This window comes from Candidatus Omnitrophota bacterium, from assembly GCA_041650805.1.
Lineage (GTDB): Bacteria > Omnitrophota > Gorgyraeia > 2-01-FULL-45-10 > 2-01-FULL-45-10 > JBAZKM01.
On sequence record JBAZKM010000012.1, the window covers coordinates 14,284 to 32,193 of the forward strand.

Annotated in this window: 8 protein-coding genes; 7 read left to right on the forward strand and 1 reads right to left on the reverse strand. The window is 53.7% G+C overall.

What is annotated here, in order from left to right; all coding sequences use genetic code 11:
* Window positions 1-15: 15 nt before the first annotated feature.
* A complete protein-coding gene (locus WC515_07920) occupies window positions 16-8,844 on the reverse strand; it encodes an Ig-like domain-containing protein (GenBank protein ID MFA5147286.1) in 8,829 nt (2,942 codons plus the stop codon).
* 302 nt (window positions 8,845-9,146) lie between these two features.
* Here WC515_07920 and WC515_07925 point away from each other — a divergent pair, with 302 nt between their 5' ends.
* The 7 genes from WC515_07925 to WC515_07955 are packed head-to-tail and all read left to right on the forward strand — an operon-like array spanning window position 9,147 to window position 17,908.
* Window positions 9,147-9,803 (forward strand): RluA family pseudouridine synthase, encoded by a 657-nt coding sequence (locus WC515_07925; protein MFA5147287.1) that lies wholly within the window; start codon window positions 9,147-9,149, stop codon window positions 9,801-9,803.
* A gap of 3 nt (window positions 9,804-9,806) precedes the next feature.
* A complete protein-coding gene (locus WC515_07930; protein MFA5147288.1) occupies window positions 9,807-11,267 on the forward strand; it encodes an amidophosphoribosyltransferase in 1,461 nt (486 codons plus the stop codon).
* On the forward strand, window positions 11,218-12,594 hold the full coding sequence (locus tag WC515_07935; protein ID MFA5147289.1) for a hypothetical protein: 1,377 nt from the start codon (window positions 11,218-11,220) through the stop codon (window positions 12,592-12,594). The genes WC515_07930 and WC515_07935 overlap by 50 nt, the downstream gene beginning before the upstream one ends.
* A gap of 2 nt (window positions 12,595-12,596) precedes the next feature.
* Window positions 12,597-13,772 carry a DNA polymerase IV gene (locus WC515_07940; GenBank protein ID MFA5147290.1) on the forward strand — a complete coding sequence of 392 codons (1,176 nt, stop codon included), beginning with the start codon at window positions 12,597-12,599 and terminating at the stop codon, window positions 13,770-13,772.
* Window positions 13,769-14,968 (forward strand): aminoacetone oxidase family FAD-binding enzyme, encoded by a 1,200-nt coding sequence (locus WC515_07945; protein ID MFA5147291.1) that lies wholly within the window; start codon window positions 13,769-13,771, stop codon window positions 14,966-14,968. The genes WC515_07940 and WC515_07945 overlap by 4 nt, the downstream gene beginning before the upstream one ends.
* Before the next feature lie 10 nt (window positions 14,969-14,978).
* Complete coding sequence (locus WC515_07950) at window positions 14,979-16,217, forward strand: NAD(P)/FAD-dependent oxidoreductase (GenBank protein ID MFA5147292.1); 1,239 nt, start codon at window positions 14,979-14,981, stop codon at window positions 16,215-16,217.
* Entirely contained in the window at window positions 16,214-17,908 is a 1,695-nt protein-coding gene (locus tag WC515_07955) for a glycosyltransferase family 39 protein (protein MFA5147293.1), read from the forward strand. Before WC515_07950 ends, WC515_07955 begins: the two co-directional genes overlap by 4 nt.
* Window positions 17,909-17,910 lie beyond the last annotated feature (2 nt).

Below are 17,910 nucleotides of genomic sequence, written 5' to 3' on the forward strand. Positions count from 1 at the left end.
ATGTTCCATTTTCCGTTACGTGCTCAGGTCGTGTATCTTCTCCCACGTGCCGTCCTGATGCTTCGCCCATATACCGTACTCCGATCCGAAGTCGATGACTATATCTCCGAGGTTATCGCCGTCCAGGTCTCCCGTCACGATAGACCCCGGGTCCACATCGCTCACACTGGTCCATAGGCCGTTATCACCGAGTATCCATATGCCGTAATCAGGCCCGAAATCGATCACTATATCGTCCTTGCCGTTACCGTCAATGTCGCCTAAGGCCATAGATTCGGGGGTGGCGGAGCTGAGTAATGCCCAGGTGCCAGTGCCGTACCTGGCCCATATACCGTACTCGGTGCCGAAGTCGATAACTATATCTACGAGGTTATCGCCGTCGAGGTCTCCCGTCACGATAGACCCGGGGTCTACATCGCTCACCCTGGTCCATACCCCGCTGTCGCCGAGTATCCATATGCCGTAATCAGGCCCGAAATCGATCACTATATCGTCCTTGCCGTTACCGTCAATGTCGCCTGAGGCCATAGATTCGGGGGTGGCGGAGCTGAGTAATGCCCAGGTGCCAGTGCCGTACCTGGCCCATATACCGTACTCGGTGCCGAAATCTATCACTATATCGCCGAGGTTATCGCCATCCAGGTCTCCCGTCACGATAGACCCGGGGTCTACATCGCTCACCCTGGTCCATAGGCCGCTATCGCCGAGTATCCATATGCCGTAATCAGGCCCGAAGTCGATCACTATATCGTCCTTGCCGTTACCGTCAATGTCGCCTGAGGCCATAGATTCGGGGGTGGCGGAGCTGAGTAATGCCCAGGTGCCAGTGCCGTACCTGGCCCATATACCGTAATCGGTGCCGAAATCTATCACTATATCGCCGAGGTTGTCGCCGTCGAGGTTCGCGATTAGGATGGAGGGGAAGGCACTTTTAATATATGCGTATTCATAGGCGCCTATGTCCCAGATGGCTTCACCGTCTCCGTCCCCGTCTGCAGGTCTTACAGTCCCTTCGATGTCAAGCGACTCTATCATCGGGGATAGGTCGATACCGTTGTCGATGGCAGGGGAACCGGCAAGCGGCCTGAATTCCCCATCGAGAAGAGGGTCCCCGTTGATGCCGTTAACATCCGCCCCTCGGGATTGCCACTCCGCGAACGAAGGACAATAGTTACCGGCATCCTTAACCGGCATATCAAGGGTCGAACTATATATATTGTTGTCTATACTGGAATAATCGAGCACGCCGTCCCCGAACCACGCCGCCGCATATCCGGCGGTGTTGATGAAGATATTGTTCTTTACCACTACATCCGGCGTATCGGGATGGAAGAGATGCTGTGATTTGCTCTTGACCACGTTATTGAATGCTATAAGCTTAAGGTCGTTCTCGCCTTCGGGTATGCTGTCACCGCTTCCGCGATATATGCCCATTACGGTGGAAGTCGAATTCGGAAGGTATATTATATTGTTGTGGATGTTATAGGTGCCGTGGCAAGAGGTGCAGTATAATCCCTGGGAGTTATACTCCTTAGGGGTGTCCTGGTGCAGGCGGTTATATCGCACCGTGGTGTTTGTCTCGTTCGTCATCTGTATACAGTCGCAGTGTTCCAGCGGGTCAAGGTTATTGATGTCGATAAGGTTATATTCGTATATATTGCCGGTGTTAGAGTTCGTCTGGATGCCGTCGGTCTGGTCAGGGATATGGTCGCGGGGCGTGGTTATCGTATTGCGGCTGACGGTGACATTCCCGCTGTTCGCCACGACTATGCCCATGCCTCCGCGTCCTTTCGTCTCGATGGTCATATTGATTATCATTGAGTTGAAAGAATGGTCGATTCTTATGCCGTACCTGCAGTCACTATTCTCTATCCCTATGTCCCTTATGATGATGTAGTCGTTATTCGTTAACTCATCCCCGCTGCCCGGTTCCCGCCACGACTGTATTACCGAGTAGTCGCAGAGATCTATCGAACTATATGCGATCTGCGGATCTGACGGTGCATATAAGTATATGGTGTCGTTATGCCAATCCCAGTACCAGTCATACTCCTGTATAAGGGCGGCTATCGAGAACTTCCTGGCGCCTCTGGTGCCGTCTATGATCAATTTATAAGGATCTTTAATGCCCTGATTAGCCGTATACCAGATAGTCGCGTTATAGTTCGTCCAGCCGCCTGCAAGAACGGCCGCCTTACTTTGGAAGAGCGGTTTTTCGCCGCTGCCGTAAGCGCCGAAGGTGACATACGCGGTTTCGTCGCCCCCGCTGGTTATGTCTAACGATTCCCGCCACACCTCTCCCCGTTTGAACAATATGCTGTCCCCCGGCACGAAGGAAGCAGAATTAACTTTAGCGATCGTCTTCCATGGCGTCTCTTCCGAGAGGCCGTCGTTGGCATCGTCGCCGGAAGTCGCGTCGACATAATAAGTCCTGGCCGGTGCCGTGATTACGTCGATCGATACTGTAACAGGGGCGGAGTCGGCCAGGCCGTCATTTGTCTTGAAGGTGAACGAGTCGTCCCCCGTATAACCGGTATCAGGCGTATATGTTACATTCATCCCGGTCCCGGACAATGTCCCGTGGAGGGGACCGCTTATGATCGTGTAGGTTAAGTTATCTCCGTCAGCATCGGTCGCGCCTAAAGTTATTGCCGTAGGCGTATTCTTAAAAACCGAAATGGTCTGGGGGTAGGCAACAGGAGAGCGGTTGACAGGTATCACCTTTATCGCTACGGTGGCATTATTCGAATTCGCCGTCCCGTCGTTGACGCGGAAGGTGAACGAGTCGTCGCCCGCGTATCCGGCATCCGATGTATATGACATATCGGGCGCGGTCCCGGCGAGGGCGCCGTGCGACGGCTGTGACAACACCGCGTACGTGACAGGATTACCGTCCGGGTCGAATCCGACGAGCCTGATCGCTGTAGCGCATCCGGACTCTGCCGTAAGGGTCTGGTTGTTCGCTATGGGCGCTGTCTGTACGGCCGTTACTGTGATAGAGACGGTCGCTAAATTGGAGTCGGCTTCGAGGTCGTTCACCTTGAATGTGAACGAATCCGGACCGTTGTAATTGGTGAACGGCGTATAGGTCACGTTAGGCGCGGTCCCGGTGATCCATCCGCGAAGCGGTTTTGTTACTATGATATAGTCGAACCTATCGCCGTCAGCGTCGGTAGCGTTGAGCGTGATCGATTTTGCCGTATTCTCCGCGGTAGTGACCGACTGGGCGTTCGCCCCCGGCGCCGTATTTACGGCCGACGGGGCGACCTTTATCGTCACCGTTGCGTTATTGCTGGTAACGGACCCGTTGGATACTTTGAACTGGAAAGAGTCGCGTCCGGTATATCCGGCAGCGGGGATATATTTAAGAACGATAGGGGGAGTCGACGATATCCACTCGATAGTGCCGTTCGTCGCATAGGGATATATTGAACAATAGAGGGCCGATTCGCCGTCGTTATCGGTTATGTTGAGCGGGATCGTGGCCGAACCGTTCCTGATCACCCGCACAAACTGGCTATAGACCACAGGTGCATCGTTGACCGAGGTCACATTGATAGTCACCATGGCTATATTAGATTCGAGCTTGCCGTCCGTCGCCTTAAACGTGAAGTTGTCGGCCCCCGTATAGTTGGAGGCCGGTGTATATGTGATCTTCGATGATGGCAGGCCGGTCACCGTGCCGTGTACGGGGGTCGAAGCCAGCATGAACGATAACGTTTCGTTATCGGCATCCGCGGCGCCGAGCGTGATCGCCTTTGCCGTATCTTCGGTTACGGATACGGTCTGGTTCGTTGCCGCCGGGGCGTGGTTGGCCGTCACATTGATATATCCTGTCCTGGTATCGGTGGCCTGGCCGTAGCTATTGGATGCGGTCAGCGCGACTGTATAGTTGCCGACCGCCGTGTACGTGTGAGACGGGTCGCGTATCGTCTCATTAATGCCGTCCCCGAATGTCCAGGACCACGCCGTCGGTGTATTGGCGGACCGGTCGGTGAATTGCACTGTGAGAGGCGCGGTGCCCCTGGTCACATTGGCGGCGAAGTCGGCGACCGGCGGTGCATCGCATCCTTCTACCGTGATAGTTTTTGTCAGGGAACCGGTATCCCCAAATTCATCCATGACGGTCAACGTCGCGTTGTAACTGCCGGAAATGGTCGGGTAGTTGTGATACGAGACCATGCCCTCACCGGCCGTATCGTCCCCGTAGACCCAGTTATACTTAATCATCTTCCGTTCTGTCGTCGCCTCCGTGGCCGATGCGTCAAATGATACGGTGAGCGGCTGTTCCCCGGATCCCGGCACCGCCGAAAATGCCGCCTGCGGCAGCCGGTCCGCGAAAAGCTGCGCTATCTCTTCAAGCGAAAGCACTCTGCTCCACGCCTTGATATCGTCGATAGATCCTATGTACGGCGCCGTGTCCGTGTAGACATTCTTTCCGAGCGTCCATTTGACGGTACCTCCGATGCCGGTCGATATGGCAGCGCTGCCGCGTTCTATCCCGTCTACATAGAGCCGAACCGCCTTGCCGTCATAGGTAAAGGCGATGTGATGCCAGGTGTCATCGGCGACCGTCGTTAATGTCTGGGCAATGAATGTAGGAGTCCCTGAATATGCGGAGCGATATAAGAGGAGTAATTTGTTTTCGTTGAACGCTAAGCCGTTTCCGATGACGAGCGCGCACCCCACGGTACTGCTCGATCCGCCGGTTATGTTGTCGGTCGAAAATATGGTGCTGGGCGCGTCGGACGGAGGCGCCTTTATCCAGGCGGCAAACGTAAAGGAGCTGCTCCTCATATCGTTGATCATTGCGCCAAGGTCTATGGTCTGGCTGCCGTCGAATGTATAGGTCCCCCCAGCGTTCTCCCGCCGGTCGGTATCACGGACAAGCGTTCCGGAAGCGGTCCCATGGTTTGTATATAAAGAATCGTCCTGTGTGCCGTCAGACGGATCATCATCGCATTTCATATTCAATATCTGATCAGGATTGGCGACCTCCTTATAGATCTTCATTACCTCATCGTCTGCGAGCGCGATATTGAACATCTTGAAGTTGTCCACGGTGATGTTGGTGCCCCACCCGTTCGTGAAGCCGACGACATACCATATGTCTGCGGGATCAAATTGATAATCGACCGTATGGGACCCCTTGAGCCGGCCGTCAACGAAGAGCCGGCCGACTACGCCGTCCGAAACATAAGCCACATGGTGCCATGTATTATCACATATTACCGTATTGGTGTAAGCCTCATATCGTTGGTCTCCGCCGTCGTAGGCGACGAGACGGCTCGAGTTCGGGGTGGTCCGGTCGCTGTCATAGAGCGCGAACTTCGTGGCGCCATCCGCACCGAGGACCCTTATGATGGCCCCGGACGAGTCGCCGCTTAATGCCGGCTTCCTCATCCAGCACGACACCGTAAATACCTGTCCTATATCATCGCGTATGGCGTCAAGCTTTATTCCCTGCGAACCGGCGAAGTTGTATGCCTTACCGTCCACTCCGGTGTAGTCGATGACAGGATTATTCGACTGCATGCCGTGGTTGAGATACGGCGAACTGTCGGTGACGCCGTTCGTCATGGGTATACTATCCTTGTAATCATCCTCAAATCGCAGATCAAGGATGAGCGATCCGGCCGTATCTATGTCGCAGGCCGCCGTGTCGGTATTGCCGCCGGAGTCCGTGACAGATAGGGTTACGTGATAAGTGCCCTTATTCGTAAAGGTATGGACATTCCTTGGGCCGGCCCCCGTAGTCCCATCGCCGAAATCCCAGGCATATGATATTATGTTCCCGGACCCCGGGGTCGATCCCGACCCGTCAAAGAGTATCGTAAGCGGCGCCTCACCGCCGGGAGCGCTCGTCTCTATCACGGCAAAGGGGAGGACGGCCGACTTTACCGTTATCGAAACGGTCGCCGTATTCGAATCGAACGTGCCGTCAAGGGCCTTGAATACAAAAGAGTCGGATCCGGCGTACCCGGCCTCAGGCGTATAAACGAGTGAACCGTCCGTTATTGCCGACAGGGTGCCGTGGACCGGCCCCTGTACTATCGAATATATGAGGAAGTCATTATCGCCATCCGTTGCCGATAATGATACGGGCAGGGGGATCTCCGCCCGCGTATTGTGCTGCCCGTTAAGCGCTACAGGCGGGTGGTCATTTACGGGATCTACGGTGACCGTCACGGTGGCAGGAGAAGATGTGGAGATGCCGTCATTTGCGGTATAGGTGAACGTGTCTATACCGGAGAAATCCTTGCACGGTATATATCTCACCGTCTCTCCCGTTACTTCCAGGGCGCCGTGGGAAGGATATTTTGTTATGGCAAATGTGACCGGGTCATCCTCGGCGTCATCGGCATCGAGGGTCATGTCTATCGGGGTATCTTCATCGGTTGAGACGTTAATATCCTGCACTGCAGGCGCCACGTTCTTGGAACTGACGCGCTTTACGTTTATGCTGACGTTAGCGACATTTGAATCGGCCGTGCCGTTATTGACGACGAAGGTTATGGTGTCAGGTCCGAAATAACCGGTGTCGGGCAGGTAAGTGACCGCCGGCGCCGTTCCGGAGAGTGACCCATGCGATGGAGATGATATCACCCGGTATGTGAGCGGCGCTGCGGGGGTTAATATATCCTCGCCTTTTAAGGCGATGGCCAGGGACGTCTCCTGATTGGTCGAGACGACCTGATCGTATGCAACCGGGTTCGAACATGCCACGGTGACCTTTGTGATGACGCGTGTAACCGTGTTCTTGAAAGAGAAGTAATCTGCGCCCGCATATCCCGCCTTAGGCGTATATGTGTATGCGCCGGTCGAAGCGGTGAAGGCCAGCGTGCCGTTCACCGGATACTCAAGGATGGCGTATCCCGCGCCGACGGGTGTCCCTGTAACCGGTGTGTCCTGTGCGCCCGCCAGCGTCAGATAATTGTATGTCCATATGGTAGCGGATTCTATGACCTCGACCTTATTGTCGGAGTTTGTATCATTATATGTGACCTCTGCCGCTGTCAGAGCCCTCCCGCCCGGGTCAGAGGTCTTCACCAGGTGGCCTTCCGCGGTATAGTCAGTGTTCACGGCGCCGGCGGTCCTTCTCCAGCCGGCAAGCTGTCCCGTCAGAGCGTACTTAAAGAGGTCCCTCGTCCATATCTTTTTCTTCGAAACGAAAGAGTAAACGGTGTTCGTATTATAATCTATCTGCAGAATGCGTCCCGCCTGATCATATGTCCGCACCTCGTGATCGAGAGTGAACGATGTAACGAAACCGGGGGCGGAATAATAGATGCCGTTATTGGCAAATACGCCTATCGATACAAGATTAGAATTTGTGTAGAAAGACGCGATCTCCGGATTGGGGTTGTAGAAGAGAAATTTGGTCTTTGGATGGTAGTCGATCTCTATCTCGGCGATCGAATGCGCTTCATTGAGGTAATTTATCCTCACATGCGCAGGGTCTCCGCGTATCACCGCCCAGTGATATGTGAGCGGCTTATTATTGATATCGTAGCTCTCCTCGGCGCTTACCACCATGCGCTTGGTATACGCGCGGTCGCGCCACACGCGGCATATCGACGCCGGCGTATCGAAATATTTCTCCGTGGTCCTCTTGTCTATATCTTCAAATATGGCGTCGCCGGGGAGATATGCCTTATAGGTCTCGTCTATGACCTTAAGCTGGACCATAGGAGGTATGTCGGATAGGTTTATGCCGTTAGCCATCGTCACCATATCGAGCGAATTGGCGACATCATGGAATTCGTTTACATGGGCCTTGTAGCTGAGATACTCCCCGTCATCCTTGACGCGCGTCCGCCTGTATATCATCTGTACCGTGGGCATGAGGAGCGACTCAAGGCGTTCTGCGTGGTAAGGGTTGGCCCTTCGCTCGATCAACTTTGCCTTGACCTCCGGCTTGAACGCCGCGAAGGTATATATGAACTTCTGGAGCTCATCCGTTTCGGAACCGGACGCGCCTTTAGAGCCGCTTGCGTAGGCGGACATGGCATAAGAGAGGTCCGTTCCCTCGCCGCCGCCGCCCTGCCCCACCATCGGATGCCAGTAGTGGTTATTCGATATGTAGGCTCTATACGCGTCCTCCGGTCCGGTATTCCCGCTCCAGTAGTCAGACCTTGTGGGGTTCATATATTTATAATGGACTACGTTCAAATTGCCGTCAGGAGTGACATAGACATGCGACGCGTTCCCGACGAGCGTCTTGGTTTCCACTACAACTCCATCGCTGCCGGTCATGAGGTCCGCCTGCGGATAGTATCCCATGCTTAGGCCCGCATGGAAGCCGTCGCAGTTATCGTACCAGTCGCCTATATTGCCGGCGACCTCGCCAAGGGTCCATTTCGTCTTGAGGAAGGTTGCCGATGCGTCCGTGAGCGTGGCTATGGCAGGCTTCACTATGGTCAGCTTCATCGTTGTAGACGTCGATAGGTTCGAGGTGTTCTTGACCGTAAATGTTATTTCGTGCAGGCCGTACGTAAATACCTGCGATGACCCGACGGTCATCGTGAGGGCAGGGGTCACTCCCCACGAAAATTTGCCGGTAACGGTATCGAGCGAAGCCCCGGAGGGGAGGGAGCTTGAGACGTTGACCGTGACGCCGTCTTTCTTCCAGCCGGTGATCGAATAGGTGAGCGTCTGAGCAGGTGTATTCGGGTCGGTGGCGGCGACGGTGACCGAGAACGTATATGCGCTATTATTGTAAGGTTTTGGTGTATGTGTCTTATCCGGTATAGCCGTTACATTAGGAGGCAGTGCAGCTTCGACATTAAGAGGGAAGACCATCAGGATAAAAGCGAATACAGCCGTCGTTAGGGCGGCGCGCACGGTCATCCGGGGCTTTAGGATTAAAGGTAGCTTTTTCATATTAGGAACTAACTTTTTAAACCTGTTTAAAAAGATCATAAAAAAACAGTGCCCCATATAGGCACCATAAAGTATATAACATAATATAATAAAAAGCAAGAACTAATAACACACTTTTTTATGGTCTAACAATTTCATAACTTATTAACCCCCCAAAAGTTGCGCGGCTGAAAAAATGAGATGGGTCGTTAGAAAAATATTTAAAACCTCCGGCCGAAATATAGGTTGTAGCAGATTATCTTTTTTGTTATAATCTAATCACTATGGAGAAAAAAAGATATGAGATAATATACGAGGACCAATATCTGATCGTCGTAAATAAACCGTCAGGCCTCCTCGTCATACCTACGCCGAATAAAGAACCGGTCACTTTAACGTCCCTCCTTAACGAAGATCTCGACAGGCGAGGCATAGAGGCCAACGCGTATCCGTGCCACCGTATCGACCGGGGGACCTCCGGGCTCGTCATCTACGCAAAGGGAAAGAAGGCGCAACAGCTCATGATGGAAGAATTCAGGAGCCATTCTGTTAGGAAGAGATACATAGCGTTCGTGCAAGGGGTCCTCAGAAAAAACTTAGACACCATAAAGAGTTTCATATATAATAGGAACAAGAGAAGGGTAGAGCCGGCGGTGACAGCATACCGGGTCATCGAGCGCCGTAAGGCCTTTACCGTTGTGGAGGTCGAGCCCGTTACCGGCAGGACGAACCAGATAAGGATACATTTCAAAGGGCTCGGCCATCCGCTGGTCGGCGAGGATGTATATGCGTTCAGGCGGGACTTTAAGTTGCGGTTTAAACGCCTCGCGCTTCATGCCGCGTCTCTGGAATTCACCCATCCGGTCACTAAAGAGAATTTGAGCCTCTCGGCGCCGCTCTGGGAAGAGATGAACGATTTTTTGGAGAAAAATAAGGAGTAACAGATGAGCGGGATCTTCGGAGTGACCTCAAAGAAAGATTGTGTAGAGACCCTTTTTTACAGCACCGACTACCATTCCCACCTGGGGACGGAATACGGCGGCATGGCGGTGCTGGGCGACGAATTCGTACGGCAGATACACAATATAAGCCACACCCAGTTCAAGTCCAAATTCTTCGAGGATTCCAGGCAGATGAAGGGCACGAAAGGCATAGGCGTCATCAGTGCGTCCGACGAACAGCCTGTCTATCTCAATTCGCGCCTGGGCCCGTTCTGCATAGTGACCAACGGTTTTGTCGAGAATAAGGAGGAGCTGAGCGCGCGGCTTCTGTCGACAGGCACATCGTTCAGCGAGGTCACCCGGGGCGCCGTCAACGAGACCGAGCTTATAGCGAAATTGATAGTCGAAGGGCGCGATTTCATAGACGGAATAGAGAAGGTGTTCGATGCGGTCGAAGGGTCGTCTTCTCTCCTCCTCCTTACCAGGGACGGCATATATGCCGCAAGGGACAAGTTCGGTTATAACCCTCTCGTGATAGGAAAGCGCGATGACGCATGGGCGGTAACGTCCGAGACGAGCGCCTTTCCCAATAACGGTTTTAAGACGGTGAAATATCTTTCCCCGGGGGAGATAGTGCTGATCAACGAGGATGGCGTCGTCCAGAAGAGGGCAGGTGACGGTGTAAGCCAGATATGCACATTCCTGTGGATATATACCGGTTTCCCCGCCTCCAGCTACGAAGACGTGAACGTAGAGATCGTCAGGGAGAGGAGCGGCCGCCTCCTGGCGAAGCATGATAAGGACATAAATGTCGATGTCGTTTCGGGCGTTCCCGATTCGGGTGTGGGCCACGCCCTCGGTTACGCGATGGAGTCGAAGAAACCGTACCGCAGGCCCCTTGTCAAATATACCCCCGGTTACGGCAGGAGTTACACGCCCCCTTCACAGGAGAAACGCGACCTGATAGCCAGGATGAAGCTCATCCCCATAAAGGAGATAATAGAGGGACAGAGCGTAGTCGTATGCGAGGATTCTATCGTCAGGGGGACTCAGCTCAAGAATTTTGCCATCAAGAAACTGTGGGATGCGGGCGCGCGCGAAGTACACGTCCGTCCGGCATGCCCGCCGCTCATGTTCCCGTGCAGGTTCAACCTCTCGACCAGGAGCATAAAAGAGCTCGCCGCCCGCCGGGCCATCCGCAGCATCGAGGGGCATGACCTCGAAGATGTCTCGGAATACGTAAATAACGCTTCCGGGAAATATAAAGATATGGTCGAGTGGATAAGAAAAGATATAGGCGTTACGACATTGAGGTACCAGACGGTCGAGGACATGGTGAAGGCGGTCGGTTTGCCGAAAGAGCGGTTATGCCTTTACTGCTGGACCGGAAAGTGCCCCGGACCTAAAAGTTGCTGTGACACACAAAAAGACGGGTGTTCTCTTGCCTGCGGGAAATCCCGGTAATATAAATAGCGTATTGCCTGCGCGCCTTGCCGCGTCCTTTTCCGTCTCCAAAAACGACATGAAAAGTTTCATCAGGGATTTTCATTCGGAGATGGCCAGGGGCCTCGCCGGCAGATCCTCTTCATTAAAGATGATCCCCACCTATGTGGACCGCCCCACCGGGAAAGAGAAAGGCACGTTCCTCGCCCTCGACCTGGGCGGCACGAACTTCAGGATATTGATGCTGAAACTGGACGGACGCGGCGGGGCGAAGGTCATCAAGGCGGAGAAGTTCGTCCTGGATAAGAAGGTCATCACCGGTCCCGGTAAGGCATTCTTCGATTTCATAGCCTCCTGTATCGGGTCTTTCCTCGGGAGCAATACCGGCGGACATCTGGATATGGGATTCACCTTCTCTTTCGCGGTGGAACAGACGGGCGTCGCGTCGGGGACGCTGTCGCACTGGACGAAAGGTTTCAGCGCCGCAGGCGTTTTGGGCAAAGATGTTGTAATGCTTTTATACGAAGCCATGCTCAGGAAAGGGATCAGGAACGTTTCCATAAAGGCGCTGGCCAACGATACGGTCGGCACACTCGTTTCCAGGGCGTACGCCGATCCGGCATGCGATATGGGCGTGATACTCGGCACCGGGACGAATGCATGCTATTCTGAATATCTCTCGAATGTACCTAAATGGCGCGGGACCGATACGCCGGGCGGACGCATGATAATAAATACGGAATGGGGTAATTTCAATAAGGTGAAACGCACATATTATGATAAGGCCGTAGACAGGATATCGGACAACCGGGGCCAGCAGATAATGGAGAAGATGGTATCCGGTATGTACCTGGGCGAGATAGTGCGCCTGGTCTGCGGGGCCCTGATATCCGATAATAGGCTTTTCGGAGGCCGCAGGACGCCCGTCTTCTTCGAGGCCCAAGGGTTCAGATCGGAATATGTGTCAAGGATAGAGCGTGACAGGACACGGGACCTGTCGGACGTCGGTTCGATGTTGAAGGAGCTGGGGGTGACCGGATCGACCGTCCCGGATAGGATACTGGTTCTGGAGGTATGCCGTCTTGTCTCTCTGCGTGCCTCCCGTATAAGCGCCGCGGCCATAGCCGCTGTCATAACAAGGATGGACGGCGCGCTTTCGCGAAGACATACCGTCGCAATGGACGGTTCCGTATACGAAAAACACCCCAATTTTGCCGGCCATATAAGGACCGCCCTTAATGAACTCTTCGGGATCAAGGCGCGCCGGATAAAGATATCGCTTACAAAGGACGGTTCCGGGAAAGGCGCCGCTATAATCGCCTCCGTGGCCGCGTCTTCCAATATATAAAGATGAAGAATAGAAGATCGATCGCGCACGTCGATATGGACGCGTTCTTTGCCGCCATAGAGCAACGCGATGACCCGCGTTTACGCGGTAAGCCGGTAGTCGTCGGGTCGGACCCTAAAGGCGGCAGGGGCCGGGGGGTGGTCTCCACATGCTCTTACGAGGCGCGCCAGTTCGGCATACATTCGGCAATGCCCATCTCGACCGCCTATAAGATGTGCCCGGATGCCGTCTTCCTGCCGGTCGATATGAAGAAATACGCGCGTGTCTCCGGCGAGATATACCGCATATTATATGATTTCACCCCTGACATAGAGCCGGTGAGCATCGACGAAGCGTTCCTGGATATAACCGGGAGTTATCATCTCTTCGGTACGCCGTTCGAGACCTGCCTCCTTGTAAAATCGAGCATAAAAGATAAGACGGGGTTAACCGCATCCATAGGGCTTGCGCCGACAAAGATGGCGGCGAAGATCGCATCCGACCTGAAGAAACCCGACGGCGCCGTCGAAGTGACCGCCGGGGGGCTCCTCGATTTTCTACGGCCGCTCGATGTGCGGAAGATATGGGGGCTGGGCGAAAAGACCGAAAAGGCGCTGAACGAAATGGGCATAAGGACGATAGGCGACCTGGCCTGCCGTGACAGGGACGAGGTCGTATCTCTCTTCGGGCAGAACGGCGCCCATTTCTGGACGCTGGCAAACGGCATAGACGACCGTGAAGTCACCTCGGATGCCGAAGCGAAGTCGATAAGCAATGAGACGACCTTCGAGGCCGATCTCTCGGACGACGATGTTATAGACGGTGCCCTTATGTGGCTTTCGGAGAGGGTCTCCGACCGTCTCCGGCGGGAAGGGCTGAAAGGGAGGACGATAACCCTTAAGATACGGCTTACCGGTTTCCAGACGTATACGAGGGCGTCGACCCTTTCCGAGTCGACGAACTTCTTCGATGTGATCTACGGGAAGATCAGTGAGATCTATCGCGGATTCGACAGGAAAGGGAAGAGGGTGCGTCTTGTGGGCGTGAAGGTCTCTAACCTTTCCGGATCAGGGTTCAGGGAGAGCCTCTTTGCCGATGCGTCAGACGGCAGGAAAGAAGAGATCCATAAGGCGCTCGATAAGATAAAAGGGAAGTTCGGGGACGGGGCTATTTATAGGGCGGGGAGCAGGGCGTCATGAGCATGGCCACGAAGCACTACGACGTTGCGATAGTAGGCGGGGGTGCTGCGGGAATTACCGCAGCAATAAGCGCTGCCAGAAAAGGCAACTCTGTCGTAATATGCGAAAAGATGCCGGGTATCGGCAAGAAGCTCCTTATCTCCGGTTCCGGCAGGTGTAATCTCTATAATGAAAAATTGGGCGAATCGTATTATAACCCGGCAGCCAGGCCGCTCGTCAGGTCTGTCCTCTCCAGGTTCGGTAAAGAGGAGATAGAGGATTTCTTCGGGGACCTCGGGTTGAAGATATATTACGAAGACGGGAGGGCCTTCCCGTTCACCAACCAGTCCTCATCCGTATTGAAGGTCCTGGAGATGGAACTGAAGAACCTGGGCACAGTGACAGAACTGAATTTTGATGCTAAAGGCATCGCGGACTCCGGCGCGGATCTTATCATCACTTCAAAAGACGGCAAGGGTGTTTCATGCCGCTCGCTCGTGATCGCCGGCGGCGGAAAGACGTATCCGGCGCTCGGCTCGGACGGAGGGTCTTACCGGCTGGCAGAGCGGTTCGGCCATACCGTTCTGGACCCGGTGCCGTCCGCAGTGCCGCTGGTGGCGAAAGATAAGATCATACATCTCCTGCAGGGGCAGAAGGTCAGTGCTCTCGCCCGTGGGGTCATAGGCGGTTCCGCGGTAGTCGAAGCGGACGGAGAAGTGCTCTTCACAAGATACGGCCTGTCCGGAACGGCCATCCTGGACATAAGCAGGAATATCTCGATAGCGATGAACAGGGAACGCAAAAGGGAGGTGTCTGTATCGCTCGACCTGGTGCCTTTCATGAGTAAAGAGGATCTTGAGAAGGAATTGGACAAGCGCAGGCGCAGGGATGTGGTCGACGAAGAGCTGCTGGCCGGGTTGTTGCCGAATAAATTCGGAAGGGCCCTCAAGGATATCATTTCCGGGGAAGAGACAGGCCGCGCGGCAGGCACGCTTAAGGACCTGCGTTTCAGGATACTCGGGACGCGGGGATGGAATGAGGCGGAGTTTACCGCAGGCGGCATCGATACGCGGGAAGTGATAGGGTCGACCCTGGGATCCATGATGAAGAAAGGGCTTTACTTTGCGGGTGAGGTCCTGGATGTAGACGGCGTGAGGGGCGGTTATAACCTGGCGTGGGCATGGGCGTCGGGGTTCGTGGCGGGGCTTACGGAGTGATGATGATGCTATGAAGTGTTATGACGTTGCGGTGATCGGAGGGGGCGCGGCGGGCACTATGGCAGCGATACGCGCCTCGCAGCTCAAAAAGAGCGTCCTCCTTGTCGAGCGCAATGATGCCATCGGCAGGAAGATCCTCCTTACCGGTAAGGGAAGGTGCAATGTCACCAACGCCGCCCCCATCGATACCTTTATAGAGAAGTTCGGGAGGCACGGGAGATTTCTGAGGACGGCATTTACCGCCTTCTCGAACGACGACCTGATAGACCTCTTCAGATCGACAGGGCTCGAGATGAAGATCGAGAGGCAGGGGCGCGTCTTCCCCGTGACCGACAGGTCCCGCTCCGTGATAGAGGCATTGAAAAAACGCCTTGAAGAGAACGGGGTAGAGGTGCTTTGCAATGCGCGGGCCGGGAATATAAGCGCCGGGGATGGCCTCTTTCGGATCGATCTGGGGGAGGCCGGAAAGGCAACGGCAAAAAAGGTCATACTGGCGACGGGCGGTGCTTCATATAAAGAGACGGGATCTACAGGGGACGGTTTCTCCATCGCCGGCAGGTTTGGGCACAGGATAGAGCCGCTTAAGCCGGCGCTGGTGCCTCTCGTTACAAAAGAAAGATGGGTCAAGGAGCTTCAGGGGCTCTCGCTCGAGAATATACGGCTCACGTTCCGGTTCGGCAATAATAAGATAGTATCGGATATCGGAGAATTCATATTCACGCACTTCGGCGTATCCGGCCCCCTGGTCCTCGACCTGAGCGGCGATATCGTAACGGTCCTGGACGGGCATAAAGAGATAATGCTCTTCATAGACCTGAAGCCCGGGCTCACCGCAGAGCAGCTCGAGAAACGGTTGTTGAACGAATTTAAGGCGGGCGGCAGCGCCCGCTTAAAGAGCATAATGAAGGGCCTTATGCCGCAACGGCTGATAACGGTCTTCCTCGATCTGTCCGGCGCCGACCCGGACAGGAAAGGAAGCCGGGTGACCCAGGACGAACGGCGTGCCATGATAAGGACGTTCAAGGCCTTTCCCCTCACCGTAACCGGCTCTCTGCCGATAGAGGAAGCGATGGTCACCGGGGGCGGTATTTCAACGAAAGAGATAGACCCGCGGACGATGGGGTCCAGGATCGTGCCCGGATTGTATTTTGCCGGAGAGATCATAGAAGGCGCGGCCTCAAGCGGCGGATACAATCTGCAGCAGGCCTTTTCAACCGGGTACCTTGCCGGAGAGAGCGCGGCCAGATGAATAATGCCATACAGGCCCCGCGGACAAAAAAGTATCTCTTTTTGATCTCGGCGCTTATCCTCTTCCACGCGCTGAGCAATTATTTCTGGATACGATTTGATCATGAAGGCCTGGGAGAGGATGTCGCTCCTCAAATCGCCGTAGTCGTCGATATGCATGGAAAGCTCAGTGAGATATTATCATCCGGGAGAAGCATCCCCGGTAAGATCTTCCTGACACAGCGCCTCGCCTCTTCCTATTTCTCTTTCGCCTCGCCGTTTTTATATAACCCCCACTGGCCGCTCTTTGTACATTTTGTCACCGCGTTCATATCCATACCTTTCGATGGCGAAACGCTGTTCTTCTTTATCAGGTTTTCGAATATTTTTTACATGGCCGTCATTATAGTAAGCATATATCTGCTCGGGAAGGCGCTCCATAGCCGGGAAGCGGGTATGGCAGCCGCTTATCTTGTATCCCTCTATCCGGCGGTCTTCAATCTCTCTCGTAAGTTCGGCACGGACCTTCCGCTGGTGTCTATAGTATGCGCGGGGGTCTATTTTCTTTTAAAGACGGACAGGTTCCGCAGTAAGGGATATAGCGCGATATTCGGGATATGTTTCGGTATCGGGCTGCTTATAAAAGCAACCTGCCTATTTTTTATAATAGGGCCGCTCCTATATATTCTCGTTACAGGATCAAAAGAAGGTGCCTGGAGGTCTCGGACGATCAAAAATGTCGTCTTTTCGATGTTGATAGCGTTCTTCATATCATGGACGTGGTGGTCAAGATTGGTCCTGGCCCCATATCGCCCGGACCCGAGATATATAGGCATGTTCTTATTCGAGGGTATGAACACCGTGTTGAAGTATAGTGACCTGCCATTTTGGGACCAGGTCTTCTATTATGCAAAAGCTATGGTGCTGAACATCTCTCCCGTATTTTTTATTATTTTTTTGACAGGGCTATTTTTTTATATAAGAAAGATGAACAGAAAAAATTGGCCCATCCCGCTTTACTGGCTCTTCGTCTCGCATATACTGCTCTCTCTGATATTCGCGCGTAGGGAGAGATACCTGTTCCCGGTCTTTGGCGCCGTTGTTTTGATATCTTCTATAGGATTGATGGAGTCACCTTTCAAAAAAACGGCAAGATACATTTTAGCGCTGGCCGTGATATTCGGATTTTTGCAATATTTCGTCCTGAGTTATTTTATAACGCCGCCGCCTAATTATATTTCTCCAGAGTATTATTACATGCCCGAGATCAACAACCACTATGCCGTTATAAAGAGTTTCGATTCGATCATCCGGGGATACGGACCGGTAGATAAGACCATCGGTATTATGGAAGAATTTTATATGTCCGGAGACAGGTGCATCCGGTTAAGCAATTTTTTGAGAGTTGCCTGCGGCGATAACTATTCGGTCTTCTTGAGTAACGGCGGCTCCGACCCTCCGCAGATGAGCGATAAATTTTTGTCGGATGTAGACAGGTTCGACTTTTTAATAGCATTTGCAAGACGCTCGAAAGATCCGGATTTTTCCGGCCTGGTAAAATCGATGAATAAGTCCGGTAATGCGACGGCGGAAGGTAAGATAGCGCGGCTCAAGCAATTCAAGATATTAAAGAGGGAGACGCTGATGCCGGAGAGGGTCGGCATATTTCTTTTGCAGAACAATGCGAGTGCTGAACAGGATAAGGGGGAATAAGG